The 20,751-nt window shown below is 73.5% G+C and carries 19 protein-coding genes; 8 read left to right on the top strand and 11 right to left on the bottom strand.

From position 1 onward, the window contains the following. Window positions 1-486: 486 nt before the first annotated feature. From HCN51_RS04425 to HCN51_RS04405, 5 genes are all read right to left on the bottom strand, one after another. Window positions 487-1,005, bottom strand: a complete 519-nt coding sequence (locus HCN51_RS04425) for a flavodoxin family protein (RefSeq protein WP_168007019.1) — start codon at window positions 1,003-1,005, stop codon at window positions 487-489. Continuing rightward, window positions 1,005-1,499 (bottom strand): CBS domain-containing protein, encoded by a 495-nt coding sequence (locus HCN51_RS04420; RefSeq protein ID WP_168007017.1) that lies wholly within the window; start codon window positions 1,497-1,499, stop codon window positions 1,005-1,007. The genes HCN51_RS04425 and HCN51_RS04420 overlap by 1 nt, the downstream gene beginning before the upstream one ends. After that, the gene (locus HCN51_RS04415) at window positions 1,496-2,335 is read right to left on the bottom strand and encodes a universal stress protein (RefSeq protein ID WP_168007004.1); all 840 of its coding nucleotides are present in this window, start codon (window positions 2,333-2,335) and stop codon (window positions 1,496-1,498) included. The genes HCN51_RS04420 and HCN51_RS04415 overlap by 4 nt, the downstream gene beginning before the upstream one ends. 147 nt (window positions 2,336-2,482) lie before the next feature. Then, a complete protein-coding gene (gene cydB / locus HCN51_RS04410) occupies window positions 2,483-3,451 on the bottom strand; it encodes a cytochrome d ubiquinol oxidase subunit II (RefSeq protein ID WP_168007002.1) in 969 nt (322 codons plus the stop codon). Window positions 3,452-3,466: 15 nt separating this feature from the next. Then, the gene (locus HCN51_RS04405; protein ID WP_168007000.1) at window positions 3,467-4,843 is read right to left on the bottom strand and encodes a cytochrome ubiquinol oxidase subunit I; all 1,377 of its coding nucleotides are present in this window, start codon (window positions 4,841-4,843) and stop codon (window positions 3,467-3,469) included. A 178-nt stretch (window positions 4,844-5,021) separates the two neighbouring features. Here HCN51_RS04405 and HCN51_RS04400 point away from each other — a divergent pair, with 178 nt between their 5' ends. Continuing rightward, complete coding sequence (locus tag HCN51_RS04400; RefSeq protein ID WP_168006998.1) at window positions 5,022-7,475, top strand: PEP/pyruvate-binding domain-containing protein; 2,454 nt, start codon at window positions 5,022-5,024, stop codon at window positions 7,473-7,475. After that, a complete protein-coding gene (locus HCN51_RS04395; protein ID WP_168006996.1) occupies window positions 7,475-8,254 on the top strand; it encodes a CPBP family intramembrane glutamic endopeptidase in 780 nt (259 codons plus the stop codon). The genes HCN51_RS04400 and HCN51_RS04395 overlap by 1 nt, the downstream gene beginning before the upstream one ends. Here the strand turns inward: HCN51_RS04395 and HCN51_RS04390 are convergent. The 5 genes from HCN51_RS04390 to HCN51_RS04370 all read right to left on the bottom strand — a co-directional run bounded on the left by HCN51_RS04390 (window position 8,190) and on the right by HCN51_RS04370 (window position 15,768). Beyond that, window positions 8,190-8,741, bottom strand: coding sequence for a GNAT family N-acetyltransferase (locus HCN51_RS04390; RefSeq protein WP_168006994.1), 552 nt, complete (start codon window positions 8,739-8,741; stop codon window positions 8,190-8,192). The genes HCN51_RS04395 and HCN51_RS04390 overlap by 65 nt on opposite strands. Before the next feature lie 58 nt (window positions 8,742-8,799). Next, entirely contained in the window at window positions 8,800-11,370 is a 2,571-nt protein-coding gene (locus HCN51_RS04385) for a M14 family zinc carboxypeptidase (RefSeq protein WP_168006992.1), read from the bottom strand. Further along, the gene (locus tag HCN51_RS04380) at window positions 11,370-13,397 is read right to left on the bottom strand and encodes a zinc carboxypeptidase (protein ID WP_168006990.1); all 2,028 of its coding nucleotides are present in this window, start codon (window positions 13,395-13,397) and stop codon (window positions 11,370-11,372) included. The genes HCN51_RS04385 and HCN51_RS04380 overlap by 1 nt, the downstream gene beginning before the upstream one ends. Window positions 13,398-13,469: 72 nt before the next feature. Next, entirely contained in the window at window positions 13,470-14,273 is an 804-nt protein-coding gene (locus tag HCN51_RS04375; RefSeq protein ID WP_168006988.1) for an IclR family transcriptional regulator domain-containing protein, read from the bottom strand. Window positions 14,274-14,322: 49 nt separating this feature from the next. Next, window positions 14,323-15,768 carry an amidohydrolase family protein gene (locus tag HCN51_RS04370; protein ID WP_168006986.1) on the bottom strand — a complete coding sequence of 482 codons (1,446 nt, stop codon included), beginning with the start codon at window positions 15,766-15,768 and terminating at the stop codon, window positions 14,323-14,325. Between the two features lie 158 nt (window positions 15,769-15,926). Between HCN51_RS04370 and HCN51_RS04365 the strand changes: the two genes are divergently transcribed. The 4 genes from HCN51_RS04365 to HCN51_RS04350 are packed head-to-tail and all read left to right on the top strand — an operon-like array spanning window position 15,927 to window position 19,270. Continuing rightward, window positions 15,927-17,078: a CaiB/BaiF CoA transferase family protein gene (locus HCN51_RS04365; protein ID WP_168006975.1), complete on the top strand. Its 1,152-nt coding sequence runs from the start codon at window positions 15,927-15,929 to the stop codon at window positions 17,076-17,078. Then, window positions 17,071-18,027, top strand: coding sequence for a citryl-CoA lyase (locus tag HCN51_RS04360; protein ID WP_168006973.1), 957 nt, complete (start codon window positions 17,071-17,073; stop codon window positions 18,025-18,027). The genes HCN51_RS04365 and HCN51_RS04360 overlap by 8 nt, the downstream gene beginning before the upstream one ends. A gap of 20 nt (window positions 18,028-18,047) precedes the next feature. Further along, window positions 18,048-18,914 carry a DODA-type extradiol aromatic ring-opening family dioxygenase gene (locus HCN51_RS04355; protein WP_168006971.1) on the top strand — a complete coding sequence of 289 codons (867 nt, stop codon included), beginning with the start codon at window positions 18,048-18,050 and terminating at the stop codon, window positions 18,912-18,914. After that, window positions 18,911-19,270 (top strand): hypothetical protein, encoded by a 360-nt coding sequence (locus tag HCN51_RS04350; protein ID WP_168006969.1) that lies wholly within the window; start codon window positions 18,911-18,913, stop codon window positions 19,268-19,270. The genes HCN51_RS04355 and HCN51_RS04350 overlap by 4 nt, the downstream gene beginning before the upstream one ends. Before the next feature lie 74 nt (window positions 19,271-19,344). Here HCN51_RS04350 and HCN51_RS04345 read toward each other — a convergent pair whose 3' ends face one another. Next, complete coding sequence (locus tag HCN51_RS04345; RefSeq protein WP_168006967.1) at window positions 19,345-19,701, bottom strand: hypothetical protein; 357 nt, start codon at window positions 19,699-19,701, stop codon at window positions 19,345-19,347. A 237-nt stretch (window positions 19,702-19,938) separates the two neighbouring features. Between HCN51_RS04345 and HCN51_RS04340 the strand changes: the two genes are divergently transcribed. Both HCN51_RS04340 and HCN51_RS04335 read left to right on the top strand, forming a co-directional pair. After that, window positions 19,939-20,130, top strand: coding sequence for a hypothetical protein (locus HCN51_RS04340; RefSeq protein ID WP_168006965.1), 192 nt, complete (start codon window positions 19,939-19,941; stop codon window positions 20,128-20,130). Between the two features lie 77 nt (window positions 20,131-20,207). Beyond that, the gene (locus HCN51_RS04335; RefSeq protein ID WP_168006963.1) at window positions 20,208-20,666 is read left to right on the top strand and encodes a hypothetical protein; all 459 of its coding nucleotides are present in this window, start codon (window positions 20,208-20,210) and stop codon (window positions 20,664-20,666) included. Window positions 20,667-20,751: the final 85 nt, after the last annotated feature.

The raw sequence follows: 20,751 nt of genomic DNA, 5'->3' as shown, positions 1-20,751 counted from the left end.
GTTGACGGCGCCGTTGTCCACGCCGTTGTCCACGCCGTTGTCCACGCCGGTGTCCACGCGGGTCCTGCCGGGTCCGCTCATGCCGATTCTTCTCATGGCCTCATCGTCCGGCGGGTACGGCCCGCCGGTCAGAGGCCACGGTCACCCAGGGGATGGACCTTCGGCCCCTTGCCAGGGCCGGCGTCCGATGCCGCACGCGCATGGACACCCGCCGAGGGGGATGCGGCGGCCCCGGCCCGGCCTCGCCATCGGGCAATCGTGACTGCCGATCACTGCACCGATCCGGCCGGGCCGGGACCGCCTGGGGATGGGGATGCCTCTCGCACCTCGGCGGGTGTCCGCTTTTCATGATCGGGGACGGGGTGAGCACCGACCAGGGCCGAAAGTCCCATCGCGCGGGGCCCTCCGTCCCACGGCCGGGCTCAGGAAGCCAGGACGTCCCACGGCCGGAGCTCAGAAAGCCGGGGACGTCCCGCTGCCGGGGCCTCAGGAGGCCGGGACGGGGAACGAGGCCGCCAGGCTCTCGCCCCACTGCCTGGCCCGGTCGAGCTCCCCGCCCACCAGCGGCCCCTCCGTCCCGGAGACGTAGAAGCTCTGCGCCGGGGCGGTGACCTTGACGCCGAGGCGGCGCAGCCGCTTGGCGACGGCGCGGGCGGCGGAGCCCGGCATGCGCGGCTTGGCGACGCGGGTGTCGAAGGCGGCCGAGGCGAGCCCGGCGGACGAGGTGCGCAGGGCGGCCAGCCACTCCCGCACGCCGGCCCCTCGGGAGACCAGCGGCCGGGTGGCCTGCTCGGCGGCGGACCTGCGGGTGGAGGCCCGGCTCATGGAGAAGGCGTGCGTGGGCCCGCCCACCACGAGCAGCCCGACCTGCGGCCCCACCACGGCGGGCGCGGCGCCGACCTCGACCACCTCGGCCCGCATCCGGGTCGCCAGCCCTTCGGCGACCGCCTCGGCGATCTGCTTGGTGTTGCCGAACATCGACTCGTACACGACCAGTGCGTCCATCACGTTGTCTCCTGTCGGTTGTCGTGGGGCAGGACGGGTTCGAGGTGGAACATCCCGGTCATCACCTCACCGGGCTCCCCGGCGGGCCCCTCGGCGGGCTCGATGCGGCCGGCGACGGCCGCCAGCACGTCCCTGGCCGTGACCAGCCCGACCAGGCCCTCGCCCGACACCACGGGGACGGCGTCGCAGCCGGCGTCGAGCATGCGGGCCGCGACCCTGCTCAGCGGCGTGTCCCGCCGCACCCTGGGCACCGGCCCGGGGCCGAGCAACGCGCGGACGGGTCGGCTGGACTGCTCCTGCGGCCCGCCCGACCAGGTGGCGGCGAGCCGCTCGCGGGTCAGGATGCCCAGCACGTACCGGCCGTCCACGACCGGCAGGTGGTGCACTCCGGCCCTGCGCATCAGCTCCCACGCCATCAGCGGCGACTCCTCGGGCTTGACGACCACCAGGACGCGGCTCATGACCTGCCCGGCGGTCAGCGTCTGCACGTTCATGACTCCTCCTCGATCCGCTGCCGCACCACCGCGACCGGGCAGGTCACGTGATGCAGGACGCCGTGACCGACCGAGCCGAGCACCGCCGAGGCGAGGCCGCCGAGCCCCCGCGAGCCCACGACGACCAGGTCCGCCGTCCGGCTCGCCTTGGCGAGCGCGGAGACGGGGTGGTCGCAGACCTGCTCGTCGGTGATGACGAGGCCGGGGTTGCGCTCGCGCCAGGACGCGGCCTGCCCGGCCGCCCGGTGGAACTCCTCGCGCCTGGCGTCCTCGATGACGGTGCCGTAGCCGACGGCGTAGGGGGAGGCGAGCGGCACCTGCCACGCGTACAGGACGTGCAGTTGCGCGCCTCGGGCCCTGGCCTGCTCCACGGCGTACGCCATCGCGGCCTCGGAGTGATCCGACCCGTCGTACCCGGCCACGACCCTGTCGTGGCGCAGCGGCGAGGGCGCGCGCACGATGACGACGGGGCCGGCGGCGTGCCCGGCCAGGGCGAGACCGGCGGAGCCGAGCACCATGCCGGCGAACCCGCCCCGCCCCCGGCCGCCCAGCACCAGGCTGTCGGCCCGCTCCGACTCGGCGCGCAGGCGCTCGACGACGTGGCCGTCCAGCCGCTCGCCGGTCACCTTGACGTCGCGGGTGAGCCGCCGCGCCCGGCCGACGGCGGCCTCCAGCAGCGCGGCGCACTCCGGCGGGCTCGCCCCTTCCGGGCGCCGCCGGCACACGTGCACGACGCGCAGGGACAGCCCGCGCCGCTGGGCGTCGGCCGCCGCCCACTCCACGGCTGCGGTCGCCGGTGCGGATCCGTCCACGCCGACGACGATGTGACCGGTCATCACGCCGCTCCTTCCGCCGGGGCCGACCCCCTCACCTCCAGCTTCGCCCTTCCTGCCGCGGCGTGCCTGGGCAGGAAGTCCCGCGCGGCAGGGCCGTTGGTCCCCGATCGGTCACGCGGGGGGCGGTGGCCGGCCGTTGCTGCGCGCTCAGGTCGTGCCGGTGAGGCGGCGGCGGAAGATCCAGTACGTCCAGGCCTGGTAGGCGAGCACGACGGGGGTGAAGACGGCCGCGACCCAGGTCATGACGGTCAGGGTGTAGGGGGTGGAGGCGGCGTTGGTGACGGTGAGGCTGTTGGCCGGGTTCAGGGCGGGCAGCACGTTCGGCCACAGGCCGGTGAACAGGGCGGCGGCGAAGGCGACGACGGCCAGCGCGCTGGCGGCGAACGCCCAGCCGTCCCGGCCGCGCAGGGTGGCGGCCAGCGCGCCGGCCAGCCCGGCGGCGGCCAGGCCGACGGCCGCCCACCGGACCGGCAGGCCGCCGCCGGCCGCGACCAGGAACGACAGCACCACCACGAGGGTGACCGGCGCGAGCGTGCGCGCGATCCGGCCGGCGCCCTGGCGCAGGTCGCCGGTGGTGCGCAGGGCCAGGAAGATCGCGCCGTGCAGGGTGAACAGCAGCAGCGTGGCCGCGCCGCCCAGCAGCGCGAACGGGTTGAGCAGGGTGAGCAGGCTCCCGGTGAACTCGTGCTCGGCGTCGAGCGGGACGCCGCGCACCATGTTGGCGAAGGCCACTCCCCACAGGAACGCGGGGCCGAGCGAGCCCCAGAAGAAGGCCCGGTCCCAGCCGCGCGTGCTGTCGCTCTTGGCGCGGTACTCCAGGGCGACCCCGCGCACGATCAGCGCCAGCAGGATGAGGAACAGCGGCAGGTAGAAGCCGCTGAACAGGGTGGCGTACCACTCGGGGAAGGCGGCGAAGGTGGCGCCGCCGGCCACCAGCAGCCACACCTCGTTGCCGTCCCAGACGGGGCCGATCGTGCGCACGACGGTGCGCCGCCGCGCCTCGTCGCGGCCCAGGAACGGCAGCAGGACGCCCACGCCGAAGTCGAAGCCTTCCAGCACGAAGTAGCCGGTCCACAACACGGCGATCAGTACGAACCAGACAGTGGTCAGTTCCATGACGGGCGGGTCCTTCTAGTAGCTGAGGGCGGGGACGGCGGCGTCTTCCTGCTCGGCCTGCTCGTGCGGCCCGATCCGGACGAACTTCAGCAGCAGCCGGATCTCGATGACGGCCAGCACGGCGTAGACGAGGGTGAAGCCGGCCAGGGTGATGGCGACGGAGGGGACGTCCGCGCCGGGCGAGACGGCGGCGGCGGTGCGCATGAGGCCGAAGACGGTCCACGGCTGGCGGCCCATCTCGGTGAAGATCCAGCCCATGGTGTTGGCCAGGAACGGCAGCCCGATCCCGGCGATGGCCAGGCGGTAGGCCCAGCGTCCTGCGGGGAGCCGGCCGCGCCGGGTGAGCCAGAGCCCGGCGGCGGCCAGCAGCGCGGCCAGCAGGCCGAAGCCGATCATGAGGCGGAACGACCAGTACGCCAGGCCGACGACGGGCCGGTAGTCGCCGGGGCCGTAGAGGGCCTGGTAGCGGGCCTGGATGTCGTTGATCCCCTCGACCTCACCGTTGAGGGTGTTGGTGGACAGCAGGCTCAGTCCGTACGGGATCTGCAGGTTGATGTGGTTGCGGCCGTTCTCGACGTCGCCGACCGCGAACAGCGAGAAGCCGGCGGAGCTCTCGTCCTCCCAGAGCGCTTCGGCGGCGGCCATCTTCATCGGCTGCTGCTCGGTCATGATCTGCGCCTGCCAGTGGCCGGAGAGGGAGACGCCCACGGCGGAGACGAGCGCGACGACGAGGGCGAGCCGCGCCGAGGTGCGGAACAGCGGCGTGTCCCGCTTCTTCAGCAGGAACCAGGCGCTGATGCCGAGCACGAAGGCGGCGGCGGTGAGGAACGCGCCGAACAGCACGTGGGGGAAGGTGACGAGGGTGGTGGAGTTGGTGAGCACGGCCCAGATGTCGGTCAGCTCGGCCCGCCCGTTCTGCACGCGGTAGCCGACGGGGTGCTGCATCCACGAGTTCGCGGCGAGGATGAAGTACGCGGAGATGTTGGTGCCGATGGCGGCGAGCCAGATCGTGGCCAGGTGGAGCCGCGGGGAGAGCTTGTCCCACCCGAAGATCCACAGCCCGAGGAACGTGGACTCCAGGAAGAACGCCATCAGCCCTTCCATCGCGAGCGGCGCCCCGAACACGTCGCCGACGAAGCGGGAGTAGTCACTCCAGTTCATCCCGAACTGGAACTCCTGCACGATGCCGGTCACCACGCCCATCGCGAAGTTGATCAAAAACAGCCGGCCCCAGAACCGGGTGAGCCGCAGGTACTCCGGCTTCTTGGTGCGGTGCCAGGCGGTCTGCAGCCCCGCCACGATGATCGACAGGCCGATCGTGAGCGGCACGAACAGGAAGTGGTAGACGGTCGTGATGCCGAACTGCCAGCGGGAGAGGTCCAGGACGTCCATGGTCGCCAGCGTCGGGCACGGGCGCGCCGCCGCCCCAGGGCCGAGCGGCCCTGCCGGGCGGGACTTTGGTCCCGGTGTCTGGAGTGCGGGCTCCCGCGGTGCTAGCTTCAGGCGAAGGGGGCGCCGGGAAGCCTGGTCGGCATGACGTGTTCTGCTGCCGGCCTGAGGGGAAGGCGCGATGAGACTGATCTGGCTGTCCGACGTGGATGCCTCCATGACCGAGCTCGTGGGCGGCAAGGGCGCCGGCCTCGGAGAGATGATCAAGGCGGGCGAGCGCGTCCCCGACGGCTTCTGCCTGACGGTGGAGCCGTACCGGGCGGGCGAGGTCCCGGAGCGGGAGCTGCTCGACGCCTACGAGCGGCTCGGCGGCGGGCGGGTGGCGGTCCGCTCCAGCGCCACCGCCGAGGACCTGCCGGAGGCCAGCTTCGCCGGCCAGCAGGACACCTACCTGAACGTGGCGGGCGGCGGCGAGCTGGTCGACGCGGTCCGCCGCTGCTGGGGCTCCCTGTTCACCGAGCGGGCCGTCGCCTACCGCGCCGCCGCCGGCATCGAGGACGCGGCCATGGCCGTGGTGGTGCAGCGCATGATCGACCCGGTCGCCGCCGGCGTGCTGTTCACCGCGAACCCGGTCACCGGCTGCCGCACGGAAATGGTCGTGGACGCCGCCCCCGGCCTGGGCACCGCCGTCGTCGAGGGCACCGTCGTGCCCGACCACTACGTCCTGGACCGGTGGGCGCCGCCCGCGCCGGGCCAGGGCGGCTGCCTGGACGCCGAGCGGCTCGACCTGCTGCGGGCGGCGGGGGCGCGGCTGCAGGAGCACTTCGGCTCGCCGCAGGACGTCGAGTGGGCCTTCGACGCCGAAGGGACCCTGTGGCTGCTGCAGTCCCGGCCGGTCACCACGCTCTTCCCGCTGCCGCCCGAGACCGGCGACACCCGGCTCTACCTGGAGGTCGGCCACGTGCAGGGCATGCTGCGCCCGTGCACGCCGATGGGCGTCTCCCTCATCAAGGCGGGCGCGGCGCTGTGGTTCGAGGCCGCGGGGGCCAGGATCGACCGGCGGAACCCGATGCCCCGGATGGTGCCCATCGGCGGCCGGCTCTTCTTCGACGTGACCGACTTCCTGCGCAGCAGGCACACGCGCGACCGGCTCGGCACTTCCCTGGAGATCTACGGGCCGCGCGTGCAGGAGGCGGTGCGGCTCATGCTGGACGATCCGCGCTTCGCGCCGCGTCCCGGCCTGCCGTTCAAGGTGGGCACCGCGCTCAAGGCCACGGCCCGGCTGCTGCCCGTCGCGCTCGCCGGGATCGTGTCGAGCCTGGCCGACCCGGCTCGCGCGCGGGCCCGCGCCCACCGCGGCGTCGCGGAGATCAGGCGGCTGAGCACCCCGCCGAACACCCTGGCCACGAGCGCGGAGCGGCTGCGCTGGGTGATCGAGGACTCCCACAAGGGGATCATGAGCCTCGACATGCACGGGATACTCGGGCCGCTGACCGCGGGGATGCTCGCCGCCACCGTCCCGTCGGCGCTGCTCAAGGGCGTCGCCACCAGCGAGGAGCTGGACACCGTGCTCGGCGGCATGCCGCACAACGTCACCACCGAGATGGACCTGAAGCTCTGGGGGCTGGCCGTGCGGGCGCGCGAGCACCGCGACCTGTTCCTCGGCACGCCGCCGCAGGAGCTCGCCGCCCGGTTCCGCGCCGGCGAGCTGCCCGACATCGGCCTGGAGGGCTTCCTCGACAGGTACGGCATGCGCGCGGCGGCTGAGATCGACGTCGGCGTCCCCCACTGGGACGAGGACCCGTCGCCGCTGTTCGCCACGATCGCCAACTACCTGCGCGTCGAGGACCCCGGGCAGGCGCCCGACGCGCGGTTCGCGGCGGCGGCGGCCAGGGCGGAGCGCATGATCGCGACGCTGGCGCGGCGGGCGCGGCGCAGGCGGCCGGTGCGCGGCCGGCTGGCGGTCTTCCTCATGCGCCGCTCGCGGGAGCTGGCGGGGCTGCGGGAGATCGCCAAGTTCGCCTGGCTGCCCGCGATCCAGGCGTCGCGGCGGCAGCTCCTGCTGGTCGGCGCCGACCTGGCCGCCCGCGGCCGGCTGGAGCGCGCCGGCGACATCATGTTCCTGGACCTCGGCGAGGCGCACGCGGCCGTCCACGACGGTGCCGACCAGCGGGCGACGGCCGCCGCGCGGCGCGCGGAGTACGAGCGGGAGCTGCGCAGGCCCGTGGTGCCGGGCGCGCTGCTGTCCGACGGCACCGACGTGGAGACGCTGGCCCCCGCCCCGCCGGCGCGCGACGGCGTGCTGGCCGGGATGGCCGGGGCCGCCGGGCGGGCGACCGGCCGGGCACGGGTGATCCGCGACCCGCTGGGCGCGCACATCGAGCCCGGCGAGATCCTGGTGGCGCCCACCACGGACCCGGGATGGACGCCGCTGTTCATGACCGCGGCCGGTCTGGTGACCGAGACCGGCTCGCCGGTGGCGCACGGCCCGACGGTCGCCCGCGAGTACGGCATCCCCGCCGTCATCTGCGTCCGCGACGCCACCCGCACGATCAGCACCGGGCAGCTGATCACGGTCGACGGCACGACGGGCACGGTGCTCGTCGAGCCGGACGACGGGCCCGCGGAGAAGTGATGGCGGCCGTCCCCGTTCCCAGGAGATCGCCCGCCGCGTACTTCGTCCTGGTCCTCCTGCTCACCGTGCCGTTCCTGGCCCTGTCGGCGCTGAGCAGCTCGCAGCTCCTGCCGGGCCTGCCGCCGGCGGCGCTGGCCGTCGTCTGCCCCGTCACCGCCGCGCTCATCCTGGAGCACCGGCGCGGCGGCCGGGCGGCGGCGGGCGCGCTGCTGCGGCGCTCGTACGACTTCGCCCGGATCCGGGCGAAGGGCTGGTACGTGCCCGTCCTGCTCCTGCATCCGGCCGTGCTGGCGGTGTCGTACCTCTACCTGCGGCTGCGCGGGATCGACGTGCCGGCGATCGAGGTCTCGGCGCCGGCGCTGGCGGCGATGGTCGCGGTGTTCCTCGTCAGCGCCGTGTGCGAGGAGCTGGGCTGGTCGGCGTACGCGGTGGAGTCGCTGACCGAGCGGTGGGGCGCGCTGGGGGCGGCCCTGATCGTCGGCGCGGCGTGGGCGGTCTGGCACTGGCCCGCGCTGCTGCAGGCGCACCGCCCGCCGGGCTGGATCGCGTGGTGGACGCTGGGCACGCTCGCCATGCGGGTGATCATGGTGTGGTTGTTCGTCAACACCGGCATGAGCGTCTTCGCCGTGGCGCTGTTCCACATGGTCTCCAACCTCGGCTGGCAGGTGTTCCCCGTGCACGGCTCGTACTACGACGAGCCGTCCGTCGCGGTGGTCATGGCCGTGGCCGCCGTGGTGATCGTGGCGGTGTGGGGGCCGCGGGCGTTGCGGAGGAGGTGAAGGAGATCCACACGTCCGGCGGGGCGTCGGGCCGGTGCGGCACGGGCAGGCGTTCCTCCGTCCACGCGTCGCCGGCCAGCTCGGTGGCGACCCGCCGCCAGAACGCGACGCCGGCCGTGTTCGCGTCCTGGAAGGCGACCCGCCAGCGGCCAGGGTGGCGGGCGATCACCTCGCGCACGACGGTCAGCCCGATGCCGGACCGGCGGGCGCCGCGGACGATGAAGAAGCTGTTCAGCACGCGCTCGGGGCCGGACAGCGCGCGCACGAACGCGAAACCGACCGGCGAGTCACCGCTGGTGAACAGGTAGGCGATCCAGTCGTCGCCCTTGAGCGCGGCGCGCAGCCGGTCGCTGTGGTAGGTGCCGTCGGGGCTGGGCAGGCCGCCCTGGAAGTCGGCCATGTCGTGGCGGAACATCAGCCACAGGCGCTCGGCGACGGGGTGGTCGGCGGCGGTCATCGGCCGCACGGTCACAGGTATGGAGGTCATACACGAAGCTTCCGGCCGGGAGCGAACCCGACCGGAAGGCACAACATAGCAGATACGATCATGGGGTGGTCACGGCGGCCCCCGCGCTCGACGACGACCAGTACAACGCCCTGGCCACCTGCGCGAACAGGCCCTTGGGGTGGTTGCGGAACATCGGCTCGGTGCCGAACAGCACCACGGCGGCGCCCCGCTCGTCCCGGCCGCTGACCACGGCCGCCTGGCCTCTGGCCGCGTCCTGGCCGCCGCCGGAGCCGTCGGCCCTGGGCCGCCAGTGGCCGGCGACCAGCGGGCCGTCCGCCGCGTACGCCTGCTCGACCGTCACCTCCGGCCCCAGGCCGGTGAACCAGAGCGGCGAGTACACGAACGAGTGGGCGGGCGAGCCGCCGCCGGTGGCCCCGCCCGACACGACGCGGACCACGCCGTTGCCGTCGGGGTTGCCGGCGACCGTGGTGGCGGTCAGCAGGCCGGCGGCGGTGTTGAACGCGGCGCCCGTCCTGCCGCGCGTGACGACGCCGCCGCCGGCGAGGAACGCGTCGAGCGCCGCCCTGGCCGCCGGGTTCAGCGCCGCGTGGTTGAGCCCGCTGGAGACGTACAGGACGTCGGTGGCGCTCCAGTCGAAGCCCGCGTTCAGCACCGCGGTCGAGACGGGCGTGACGGGGAAGCCCAGCTCGCACAGGGTGAACAGCTCGTCCGCGGACGCGGCGGCGGCCACCCGCACCTGGGCGAGCGGGCTGCCGGTCACAGTGCCGGTCACAGTGCCGGCCGGGGTGAAGGCGACGCCGTAGCGGTCGGCGACGGTCCTGGCGGCCGACCTGGCCTGGGCCGGGACGATCGCCCGGCCGCCGGCCCACGTCACCGCGACGCCCTGGGCGAGCAGGTCGTTGAGCGCCCTGACCTCCTTGGCGTCGTCGACGCGCAGCGCGAGCGGGCCGGGCGTGCGCGGCACCGAGCCGGTCGGCGCGGCGGCCCGCACCGGCTCCGTGTGCGCGCGCAGCGACTCGACCGGCTCGACCGTGGCGCCCCACAGCAGGGCGTGGCTCCAGCCGGAGATGTCGTACATGGCCGACACCCTGGGCGAGATGTCGGCGCCCGCCTCCAGCATGACGTTGGCCAGGCCGCGTTTCGGCTGGCGCAGGTCCACGACGTACGAGCCGGCCGGGTACGTCCGGCCGCCCGCGCGGAACGCGGAGCGCGCCCGCTCCACCCGCACGTCGTTGGCGATCAGGTGGTCCACCAGCCGGGCGGCGGCCGTGGCCGAGCGCTGCCCCGCCCCGGCCGGGATCACGTACGCGCGCGGGAACGTGGTCGTGTAGACGTCCTCGGGCCCGAACCCCGGCACGATGCCGAGCGGCACGGTCCTCGCGGGCTCGCCGGCCGCGCCGCGCCGGAACACCTCGATCTGGTCGGCGATCAGCCGCTCGTGCCGGTCGCGTACGAAGCCGTAGGCGGCGCGCACCGCGGCGGCGGCCACGTCGGTGTTGACGGCCGCGCGGCGGCGCAGCTCCTCGACGGGCTCCTCGCTGTAGGCCGGCTCGTTGACCTCCAGCGGGATCTCCACGGTGTGCGCCGCGACCGTGCCGTGGAACGGCGCGTACTGCGGGGTGAAGATCGGCGGCCAGTCGTCCCAGCCCTCGTCGGAGTCGCGGAACGGGATCTGCGCGGGCTCGACGCCGTCCTTGTCCGGCGTGTAGCCGAGGCCGTTGACCGCGGCCTCCATGCGCAGGCCGTTGGCGTAGGTGTTGGTGATGAACAGGTCGTACTCGTAGTTCGCGCCGTGCGGCGGGGTGGTCGGCTCGATGAGCGTGCCGTTGACGTAGCCGTGCAGGTCGAGCAGGGTGACCGGCTGCGTGTCGATGATCGCCTGGCGCATCGCGCGCGCCTCGGGCTGGGAGGCGGTGACGAAGTCGCGGTTCAGGTCGAAGCCGGCGCCGTTCTGGCGCACGCCGTTGACGCGGCCGTCGGGGTTGGCGGTGACGTTGAAGTACAGGCGGGTGCGGGCGAGCAGGCCGGCCACCGCCGGGTCGGTGCTGGTGGCGAGCTGCTCGATCGTGCGCAGCGCGGCGTCGGTGCCCTCCCACTCGTTGCCGTGGATGTTGGCGTTGATGAAGATCGGCGCCTTGTACCGCGCGGCCAGGCCGCGGTCGCGGGCGGCGGCGGCCGGGTCGTTCTCGATGCGCTCGCGGATGCGGGCCTGCTCGCGCGCGCGGGCGGCGCTCTCCGGCTCGGTGACGGTGACGAGGTAGAGGTCGCGGCCCTGGTACGAGCGGCCGATGATCTCCACGCTGACCCGGTCGCTGCGCTGCTGGAGCGCGTTCAGCCGGGGCGCGATGCCGTGGTAGGGCACCAGGCCGAGCTTGATCGAGGCGTCGGCCGGGTTCTCCGGCGGCAGCGGGAGCCGCGTCCAGCGGGGGTAGCCCCGGTCGCGGGAGTGCCCGTACGGCTGCGCCTCGGACGCGGCGGCGGCGCGGGCGGCGGCCTGCTCCGGGACGCCCGCGGCGACGTCGTTCCGCTCGGGGCCGTTGCCGAAGTCCCGGACGGCCGGGGGCGACGGGTCCGGGCCGGCCAGCGCGGCGGGGGCGGGGACGGCGAGGAGCGCGGCCGCGACGGCCACGGTCAGGGAGCGGCGCATCACCGCTCCTTGTAGTCGGCGGCGATGCCGATGAGCGAGATGAGCCCGGTGGCGAACTCCATCGCCTCCGCATGCCCCTCCTCGAACGGCGGCTGGAAGCCCACGCCCGCCCACGTGCGGGTCGCCGGGTCCCACAGGTCGGCGCCGACCTCGAAGTCCCAGCCGTAGATGCCGTGGTCGTACCAGAGCTCGTCGGCGGAGTTGCCCGCCGCCGAGTACAGCACGTCCGTCACGGGCCCGGTCTGCTGCGGCCAGATGACGGTGCCGCGCTCACCGGCGATGGCCTGCTCGATCGTGCGGGCCGAGCGCAGGAAGTACGCCTCGTCCTGCGGCGTGGGCCGGGGCAGGGTGACCCGGCCGTCCAGCTGGTACGCGCCGGGAGGCCACATGAAGAAGCCGCCGTAGCTGTGCACGTTCATGGCGAAGCGGATGTTGCGGTACTTCTGCGCCAGCCAGATGACGTTGCGGCTCTCCGGCTCGGAGTGCTCGCCCGGCCCCGCGTACGTGCCGCTCTGGCAGTTGGCCGAGGCGCCGACGTAGCCGTCGGACAGCGAGCCGACCGCGTAGTTGCGGTTGACGTCCACGCCCCAGGTGTTGCGCAGCGCCGGGTCGGACTGCTGCGCCGGGCAGTGGTTCGTCATGTTCTTCCGCTGGGAGTTGAAGTCGTAGAAGCTGTAGTTCGCGCCGTCGGGGTTGACGGTCGGCACGATGAAGATGTCGGTGCGCTCCAGCAGCCGGCGGGTGGCCCGGTCGTGCGCGTAGTTGCGCAGCAGCCGCTCGGCCGCCTCGATCGTGACCAGCGGCGTCACCCACTCGCGCGCGTGCTCCTGCGCGTAGGCGAGCACGCCGGTGCGCGAGCCGTCGCGCCGCTCGCCGATGCGCAGCGCGAGCACCTGCGCGGGCGCGCGGGGCACGTCGGCGGGCGCGTTGAGGAAGTCGTCGAGCTGGACAGGCGGCGCGGCCGCCATGACGCCCGCGCCCGGGTCGGTGCGGTAGAGGGACGCCTTGACGGGGATGCCGGGCACGGCGTTGACGGCCGCGACGACCTGGGCGGCGGTGCTGACGGGCGTGCCGGAGGCGTCGGTGGCCAGGCTGACGGTGATCAGCTTGCCGCTGACGGTGACCCGCAGCGGCCGGTCGGGCGCGCCGGGCGCGGCCAGCTCGACGGACAGGTCGTTGCCGCCCTCGGAGCCGTACGCGTTCGAGGTGACGACGACGGCCGCGCCGGGCGGCGTGCCGATCAGCGCCTGCGCGTGCCTGCGGTAGCCGTTCGTCCGGTACGGCAGCGCGATCAGGTCGGTGAGCCTGGGGAACTGGCGGTGCAGCGCCTTGATGCGCTCGTTGAGCTGCGCGGGCGGCATGTACTGGGTGACGAAGTCCTTCTGGTAGCCGCGGCCGTTCTGGTCGGGCCGCGCGCCGTCGGGCCATTCCCTGACCCGGGCCTGCGCCGTGCCGCCGCCGGTGGAGGTGACGGTGATGCGCAGCGGCCGGTCGTCGGCCGGGACGGGCGTGCTGAACTGGTGCCCCAGGTAGGCGCCCGCGTCCACGTACGCGACCATCTCGGCCTGCCCGCTGGTGCCGCGTCTGCCCTGCCAGGAGACGGTGAGCGTGGCGGCCTCGGCGGCGCTGCTGCTGGCCTCGACGGACAGGAAGTACCCGTCGCGGGACCTGAACCAGACCGCCCGCTCGACGACGACCTGGTCCTGCTGCGTGGCCTTCACGGTCGCCGGCGCCGGGCTGCCGGACGCCCGGCTCACGCCCTCCGGCAGGGCGGCGAGCTGGCTGGGCGTCAGGACCGCGTCGATCCGGACGCTGCCGTCAGGCTGCGGGCGTACGCGTTCGGTGAGATCGGCGCCCGACGCCACGAGCCGCTCCATGGCCGCCGCGTCCGGCACGGACAGCGTGACCAGGGAGACCGGCTCGGGATCGGCCGGCCCGGCGGCGACCGCCGGAGCCGATGGCGCAGGTGCCAGGAATGTCGAGCCGGCGATCAGCAGAACGACCGCGGACGCCCGTAAGCCATGCATGTGCCCCTCCAGGAAGATCCCTTCTGGGGCTCATTGAAAGCCGACAATCACCAACCGGCAAGACCCAGGAGGCTAGCCGGCGGTGGTGACGTGCGGCACCGCCTCGTACGCCGCCCAGTCGGCGCTGATCGCGCCCGCCGTCTTCAGCAGCAGCGGCAGGTGCTCCTCCGTCAGCTTCTCGACGGAGGTCTCGGCGGCGTGCGCGTTGACGTTCACCGCCGCGATGACGTTGCCGAGCCCGTCGCGCAGCGGCGCCGCCACCGACCTGATGCCCAGGGCGAGCTGCTGGTCGGTCACCGCCCAGCCCTTGGCCCGCACCGCGCGCAGCACCGCCTCGCGTTCCTTGGCGTCCGGCCGCCAGCGCGGCTCGATGCCGGAGCGGCTCGGCTCGGCCAGCACCCGCTCCACCTCGGCCGGCGGCAGCGCCGCCAGCAGCACCTTGCCCAGGGACGTCGGCAGCGCCGGGAACCGGGTGCCGATCTGCACCGACAGGGCCACGATCTTCGGCACGGAGACCCTGGCCACGTACACGATGTCGGAGCCGTCGAGCTGGGCGATCGAGGACGACTCGCGCGTCCGCGCGACCAGCTCCTCCAGGTGCGGGCGGGCCACCTCCCACAGGCTCATCGAGCGCACGTACGACACGCCCAGCTCCAGCACGCGCGGCGTCAGCGCGAAGCCGCCCGGCTCCGGCCGGGCGTAGCCCAGCTCCTGGAGGGTGAGCAGGATGCGGCGGGCCGTCGGGCGGGCCAGGCCGGCGGCCGTCGCGACCTCCGTCAGCGACATGACCGGGCGGCCCGGCTGGAAGGCCCTGATGACGTCGAGGCCGCGGGCCAGGGCCTCGATGAAGTCAGGTCCGGTCTCACCACGTGCCATGTACGTCCCCGCTCGTTCCTGGATCTGCCTGATCCGACTTTAGGGGCTCCTACAGACGGTGAGTGGAGTCGCTGCGGTAGTCCGTGTACGTGTACGGGTTGTCGAGCACCTTCGTCGTGGGGATGTCCGGGTTCATGCCCTTCTCCCACGCCTCCTCCCCCATCTCGCCCTTCAGGTGGTCGATCGTGCGCTCCACCTCGGCCCGCGCGGCGGCCAGGTCGATGCCGACGAGGCGGTGCTCGTGCTTGACCACCCGCCCGTTCACGAGCACGGTGTGCACGTCGCCGCGCTGCGCCTGGAACACGACGTGCCCGAACGGGTTGAGCAGCGGGAACGACACGGGCGATTCATCGTTCTTGATGAGCACCAGGTCGGCCTTGCGGCCGGGCGCGAGGACGCCGAGGTCGTCGCGGCCGAGCGCGGCGGCGCCGCCCCGGGTGGCCCAGTCCACGACCTGGTCGGCGCGCAGCGCGGCGTGCGTGACCGTCTCGCTCCTGGCGTGCGCCTCCAGGTGCTCGCGGGACCGGTCGGCGCCCAGCGTGGCGCGCATCGCGGAGAACAGGTCGCCGCTCCACCAGACGCTGGTGTCCATGGACAGGGAGACCGGGATGCCGTGGGCGCGCAGGGCCCAGGTGGGCGGGTAGCCCTGGCCGGCGCTCTGCTCGCTCTCCGTCGAGACCGACACGGAGCCGCCGGTGGCCGCGATGCGGTGGTAGGAGTCGGCCGACAGCGAGGCGGCGTGCACATAGATGGTGCCCGGGGTCATGAAGCCGTGCTCGTACATGAGCCTGATGCCGTCGTCGCCGGTCGCGCCCCACACGCCGGCGTGCGTGGTGACGGCCACGCCGAGGTCGCGGGCCACCTCGAACGCGGGCCGCTCCGGGAAGGACGGGTCGCCGAGCACGTCGAAGGCGAGCTGGAAGCCGAGCAGGCCGTCGCCGGTGATCCTCCTGCGGACGAAGTCGCGCAGCTCCGGCGCCGTCGCCCACGCGGCGGGCGGCTGCTGGATGTTGCCGTACGCGAGCACGTACCGGCCCGGCACCGACCGCAGCGCGTCGGCGGCGGCGTCGGCGTGGTCGGGGGTGCGCAGGCCGTGCGACCAGTCGACGACCGTGGTGACGCCGGCGTCGAGGGCCTCGATCGCGGCCAGCGTGTTGCCCGCGTGCACGTCCTCGGGCCGGAACAGCCTGCCGTACTCCAGGTAGAACCAGACGAAGTACTGGGTGAGCGTCCAGTCGGCGCCGTAGCCGCGCAGCGCGGTCTGCCACATGTGCCGGTGCGTGTCGATCATGCCGGGCAGGACGATGCCGCCGGACGCGTCGATCTCGGCCGTGCCCTCCGGGACCTCCAGGCCGGGGCCGACGGCGGCGATCGTGTCGCCGGCGACGAGGACGTCCGTGCCGGGCAGCACGCGGCGGGCGTCCGGTGGCCCGTCCATGGGGAGCACGGTGCCGCCGCGCAACACCAGGGGACGTCCCGCCTCGAAGTCGTTCATGGCACGCTCCTCGCTTGCGAACAAGTGTCCGCCATACGGTCACCGTCACTGTGATGAGCGGGCGATCGCCTGTCAAGACGGTTGACGCCCGGCTTCGCGCATGCTGTGATCACGTTCACGGACATTCGTCCGTTACGCGGACATGAGGTGGGAGCTGCATGACTGACGGGCCGTTGTCCGGCGTGCTGGTGGCCGACTTCTCCAGGATCCTGGCCGGGCCCTACGCCACGATGCTGCTGGCCGACCTGGGGGCCGACGTCATCAAGGTGGAGGGGCCGCAGGGCGACGACACCCGCACCTGGACGCCGCCCGCGCGCGGCGAGACCTCCACGTACTACCTCGGGGTCAACCGCGGCAAGCGCTCGATCGCGCTGGACCTGCGCGACGACGGCGACGCGCGGCTCGCCAGGGAGCTGGCCCGGCGCGCGGACGTGCTGGTGGAGAACTTCCGGCCGGGCGGCCTGGCCAAGTACGGGCTCGGCTACCCGGCCGTCTCCGCCCGCAACCCCGGCGTCGTGTACGCCTCCATCAGCGGGTTCGGGTCGGGGGCCGGAGCGCGGGTGCCCGGCTACGACCTCATGGTGCAGGCCATGTCCGGGCTCATGAGCCTCACCGGGGAACCGGACGGGCCGCCGTACCGGGCCGGCATCTCGGTGTTCGACGTGATGGCGGGCAACCACGCCGTCATCGGCGTCCTGGCCGCCCTGCGGCACCGCGACGCCACCGGGCAGGGGCAGCACGTCGAGGTCAACCTCATGTCCTCCGCGCTCACCGGGCTGGTCAACCAGAGCTCCGCCTACGTGGCGGGCGGCGTCGTGCCCTTCCGGATGGGCAACGCGCACCCCAGCGTGTTCCCGTACGAGCCGCTGCCCACCGCCGACCACGACCTCATCGTGGCCGCCGCCAACGACGGCCAGTTCAGGAAGCTGTGCGAGGTGCTCGGCATCCCCGAGGTCGCCGACGACCCGCGCTTCGCCCGCAACGCCGACCGCACCGCCCGCCGCGACGAGCTGCGGCCCCTCCTCGTCGAACGGCTCGTCACCCGGCCCGCGGACGAATGGTTCGCGCTGCTGGTGGAGGCCGGGATACCGAGCGGGCCCATCAACACGATCGACGGCGGGTTCGCGGTGGCCGAGCGGTTCGGGCTGGAGCCCGTCGTGGTGGTGGGCGAGGGCGAGCGGGCCGTACCGACCACGCGGCACCCGATCCGCTTCTCCGAGACCCCCGCCGGGTACGCGCTCCCGCCGCCCGAGCTGGACGAGCACGGCGCTGAGCTGCGCAAGTGGCTGGAGGGCGGCGCCGATGCCTGAGCAGCCCGCGGACGCCCGGCCACCCGATGACGCCCGGCCACCCGATGACGCCCGGCCACCCGAGGACGCCGCCCCGGCCACCGACGCCGCCGCGGATGCCGCCCCGGCCGCGCGAGGGGCCGGGGGGTCCACCACCGGATCGCGGCCCGAGTACCCCACCGCGCTCGGGGCCTCCACCCGCAAGGAGATCACGCTGCTCGGGCACGACCTGGCCGCCGACGTCATGGGCGAGGTCGGGTTCGGCGAGCTGGCGTTCTGGCTGGCCACGCAGCGCCGCCCGGCGCCCGGCGAGGTGCGGGTGTTCGAGGCGGTGCTCGCGGCGCTGGCCGATCACGGGTTCACGCCGACCGCGATCGTCACCCGGCTGACGTACCTGTCGGCGCCCGACTCCGTCCAGGGGGCGCTGGCGGCCGGGCTGCTCGGCGGCGGCTCGCGTTTCCTCGGCGTCACCGAGGACTGCGGCCGCTTCCTCAACGCGGTCGTCGCCGGCCTCGACCCGCTGCCCTGCGACGACACCGCCTGGGACGCGCTCGCCCTGGAGACCGTATGGGCCCGGCGCGAGTCGGGCCGGCTCATCCCCGGCCTCGGCCACCACGTGCACAAGGACGGCGACCCGCGCACGCCCAGGCTGTTCGAGATCGCGGCGGAGGAGGCGCTGTTCGGGCCGCACCTGTCGCTGTTCGCCGCCATCGGCCGGGTGCACCCCCAGGTGCTCGGCCGGACGCTGCCGCTCAACGGCGCCGGCGCGTGCGGGGCTGCCCTGGCCGACCTGGGGCTGCCGCTGGAGCTGCTGCGCGGCTTCGCGCTGCTCGCCAGGACCGCCGGGCTGATCGGGCAGCTCGCCGAGGAGCTGCGCCGGCCGGTGGCCAACCAGATCTTCCTGTCCGTGGACCTGAACAACCGGTCCGTCCCGCCCGAGCCGTACCCCGATGGAGGCCCGCATGGCTGAGCACGTCGATGGAGGTCCGCATGGCTGAGGTCGTCGCCGTCATCGCGTCCACGCACCATCCCTTCTACTACCGTGCCAGCACCGCGACGGGCGAGGAGCGCCCGCCGTTCGCCGACGAGTGGGTGCGCAAGGTGATGGCCTTCCGGGAGACGCTGACCAGGGCCAGGCCCGACGTGCTGGTCATGGTCGGCTCCGACCACTTCCACCAGCTCTGGCTGGACAACATGCCGCAGTTCCTGATCGGCAAGGCCCCCTTCTACGACGCGAACTTCTACAACGAGGAACGCGAGTTCGGCCTGCCCCGCATGGTGTGCCAGGGGCAGGAGGACCTGTCGGCGCACCTCCTGCGCGAGGGCCTGGACGCCGGCTTCGACCTGGCCTTCTCCAACGAGCTGCGGATCGACCACTCGATCACCTGCCCGATCATCACCCTGCGCCCGCAGAACGACCTGCCGATCGTGCCCGTCTACACCAACATCTTCGCCCCTCCCCTGCCGCGGCCGAAACGGTTCGTGCAGCTCGGACGGACCATCAGGGAGCTGGTGGAGTCGTGGCCGTCGCGGCAGCGCGTCGCGATCATCGGCACCGGGCACCTGTCGCTCGAGCTCGGCGGGCCGCGCCAGTTCGGCCCGCACGGCCCCGACCCCGAGTTCGACCGCAAGGCCGTCGAGTGGATCTCCACCGGCGACATCGAGGGCTGCCTGGCCGAGGTCACCCTCGACAGCCTCCACCTGCCCGGCAACGCCACCCACGGCTTCATGGACTTCATGCTCATGATGGGCGTCGCCGGCGACGGCCGTAAGGCCGACTACGTCGACACCTACGACCTGTTCCACACCATGGAGGCGTACTTCACCTGGTACCCCGACGGAGGCGGCGGCTCATGAGCAAGTACCTGCTGAACAAGTTCCTGTTCACCGTCGACCGCGACCCCGACCTCGTGGAACGCTACCGCTCCGAACCGCGCGCCACCGTCGGGTGGTGGGAGTCCAGCTACGCCAACCGCATCCTGGGCTGCCACGCCGGCGAGTCGTCCACGTGGCTGTCCTTCGACGACACCGAACGCGAGGCGCTGGCCACGCACGACTACCCGCGGCTGTTCGAGCTGGGCGCGCACCCGTTCCTGACGCTGACGCTGTTCATCGCGATGTTCGAGCGCGACCATCCGCCGCTGGGCTTCCAGAGGGAGTACGCGCGGCGACTGGCCCACGTGCGCCTGCCGTACCCGGACATCGCCACTTGATGCCCCTGGAAACGTGCGTGTCCGCAGGGGACGCGACCCGCTCGCGCGTCCGTCATCCAGTCAGCTCGTCCAGGTCACGCTGACTGCGCACGGTCTCCGGATGTGAGCGGCCCAGGACGCGGAGCCTGCCGTCCACTGTCGTCCGCAGTTCGCGCCTGCCCGGCCAGCACATGAACGTGGGGATCACGAGTACGGACCGCATCTCGCAACTCGTCCAGCCCCCCCTCCCGGCCGAGCACGCGGATGGGGAGCCTGCCGACCGGAGCCTGCGCGGTCGGGAAGGACGCATCCGGCTCGTCCCGCTCCAGCTCCTTGAGCGCCACGGCGGCGACGCGATGCGCCTTGCCGCGGCGCCGACGCGCCAGGATCGGCACGAGCGCCAGTGGGAGTGCCGCCAGACTGGCGAGCGCTCCGATGGCTTCCCAGGGCATGCCTCCACCATAAGGAAGGATGTGCCGCCGATCCCCGGGACGAACAGCTTGCCATCGAGCGGCTGCCGGCCTGTACCCGGATACAAGCCGTCCGCCCGATCGTGGCCGTCCTCGCCGCACACCTGGTCGAGAGGCTGCGTCCTTCGCCTCCATATCGATCCATTTAGGCGGCAAGAATGCGGCAAGAACGACGTCATCGCAGAAGTCCCGGCCGTGCTGACGACCTACGCTGCCCGCATGGCTTTTCTCATCCCGGAGATCAAGGTCGGCCTGGCCGAGCTCGGCGGCGGACCTGCCACCCGGTGCGCGAAATGTGGCGAGCGCGCCACCCTGTACTACGTCGATCCGGCCGACGGCAGCTCCACCTACGTCTGCACCGCCGACGCCGGCCCCGAGGTGGAGGCCATGCTCCTGCGGTCCGCCGACTGAGCGCTCCCCCGTGCGGGGGAGGCGTCTCCCTCGCGCACGGGAGTGGCGCCCGGCCTGCCCGTCCTACCGTCGGGGCCATGCTGATCTCCTCCGACCGCCCGCGGCGCTGGCCGGCGTGCGTGATGGCGCTCCTGCTGCTCGGGTACGCCACCGGTAAGGCCGCGTTCGCCCTCCAGGCCCGGCTCGGCTTCCCCGGCGGGCCGCCCGTGCCGGCCGCCGAGGCCGCGGGCTACTTCCTCGACCCGGCGCTCGGGCAGTGGCTCGCGTGCGCGTCCGGCCTGCTGGGCGCGGTCATCGCACTCGCCACCGTCACGCCGGCGGGGCGACGCTTGCCCAGGGCGCTGATGCTGGTGGTACTCGCCGTCATGACGCCGGCCGTGGTGGGCGGGGGCGGGATCATGGCCCTGGACGGGTTCATCGGGGTCGGGGTGGGGTGGCAGTGGTACCACGGGGTGCTCGGCGTCGTCGCCATCGTCCTGACGGTGGAGATGTCCCGGTCGTACCTGGTGGCGACGCGTGCGAGGACACCAAGGTGATGCCGTGACCAGGGCCAGGCGAGTGGGGCGGCTCATCAGCGCCTGGCGAGCGGGGCGACCGGTCAGGCGCTGCGGGCTGGGCGGC

The organism is Nonomuraea composti, assembly GCF_012034275.1.
Lineage (GTDB): Bacteria > Actinomycetota > Actinomycetes > Streptosporangiales > Streptosporangiaceae > Nonomuraea > Nonomuraea composti.
Note: the sequence above shows the minus strand (reverse complement) of the source record. Positions and strands in the feature narration are given on the sequence as shown.

What these genes read in the sequence shown, in the direction of transcription:
- HCN51_RS04425 (WP_168007019.1), bottom strand. Translation starts at nt 1,005, where the DNA reads ATGGACGCACTGGTCGTGTACGAGTCGATGTTCGGCAACACCAAGCAG.
- HCN51_RS04420 (WP_168007017.1), bottom strand. Translation starts at nt 1,499, where the DNA reads ATGAACGTGCAGACGCTGACCGCCGGGCAGGTCATGAGCCGCGTCCTG.
- HCN51_RS04415 (WP_168007004.1), bottom strand. Translation starts at nt 2,335, where the DNA reads ATGACCGGTCACATCGTCGTCGGCGTGGACGGATCCGCACCGGCGACC.
- cydB (WP_168007002.1), bottom strand. Translation starts at nt 3,451, where the DNA reads ATGGAACTGACCACTGTCTGGTTCGTACTGATCGCCGTGTTGTGGACC.
- HCN51_RS04405 (WP_168007000.1), bottom strand. Translation starts at nt 4,843, where the DNA reads ATGGACGTCCTGGACCTCTCCCGCTGGCAGTTCGGCATCACGACCGTC.
- HCN51_RS04400 (WP_168006998.1), top strand. Translation starts at nt 5,022, where the DNA reads ATGAGACTGATCTGGCTGTCCGACGTGGATGCCTCCATGACCGAGCTC.
- HCN51_RS04395 (WP_168006996.1), top strand. Translation starts at nt 7,475, where the DNA reads ATGGCGGCCGTCCCCGTTCCCAGGAGATCGCCCGCCGCGTACTTCGTC.
- HCN51_RS04390 (WP_168006994.1), bottom strand. Translation starts at nt 8,741, where the DNA reads ATGACCTCCATACCTGTGACCGTGCGGCCGATGACCGCCGCCGACCAC.
- HCN51_RS04385 (WP_168006992.1), bottom strand. Translation starts at nt 11,370, where the DNA reads ATGCGCCGCTCCCTGACCGTGGCCGTCGCGGCCGCGCTCCTCGCCGTC.
- HCN51_RS04380 (WP_168006990.1), bottom strand. Translation starts at nt 13,397, where the DNA reads ATGCATGGCTTACGGGCGTCCGCGGTCGTTCTGCTGATCGCCGGCTCG.
- HCN51_RS04375 (WP_168006988.1), bottom strand. Translation starts at nt 14,273, where the DNA reads ATGGCACGTGGTGAGACCGGACCTGACTTCATCGAGGCCCTGGCCCGC.
- HCN51_RS04370 (WP_168006986.1), bottom strand. Translation starts at nt 15,768, where the DNA reads ATGAACGACTTCGAGGCGGGACGTCCCCTGGTGTTGCGCGGCGGCACC.
- HCN51_RS04365 (WP_168006975.1), top strand. Translation starts at nt 15,927, where the DNA reads ATGACTGACGGGCCGTTGTCCGGCGTGCTGGTGGCCGACTTCTCCAGG.
- HCN51_RS04360 (WP_168006973.1), top strand. Translation starts at nt 17,071, where the DNA reads ATGCCTGAGCAGCCCGCGGACGCCCGGCCACCCGATGACGCCCGGCCA.
- HCN51_RS04355 (WP_168006971.1), top strand. Translation starts at nt 18,048, where the DNA reads ATGGCTGAGGTCGTCGCCGTCATCGCGTCCACGCACCATCCCTTCTAC.
- HCN51_RS04350 (WP_168006969.1), top strand. Translation starts at nt 18,911, where the DNA reads ATGAGCAAGTACCTGCTGAACAAGTTCCTGTTCACCGTCGACCGCGAC.
- HCN51_RS04345 (WP_168006967.1), bottom strand. Translation starts at nt 19,701, where the DNA reads ATGCCCTGGGAAGCCATCGGAGCGCTCGCCAGTCTGGCGGCACTCCCA.
- HCN51_RS04340 (WP_168006965.1), top strand. Translation starts at nt 19,939, where the DNA reads ATGGCTTTTCTCATCCCGGAGATCAAGGTCGGCCTGGCCGAGCTCGGC.
- HCN51_RS04335 (WP_168006963.1), top strand. Translation starts at nt 20,208, where the DNA reads ATGCTGATCTCCTCCGACCGCCCGCGGCGCTGGCCGGCGTGCGTGATG.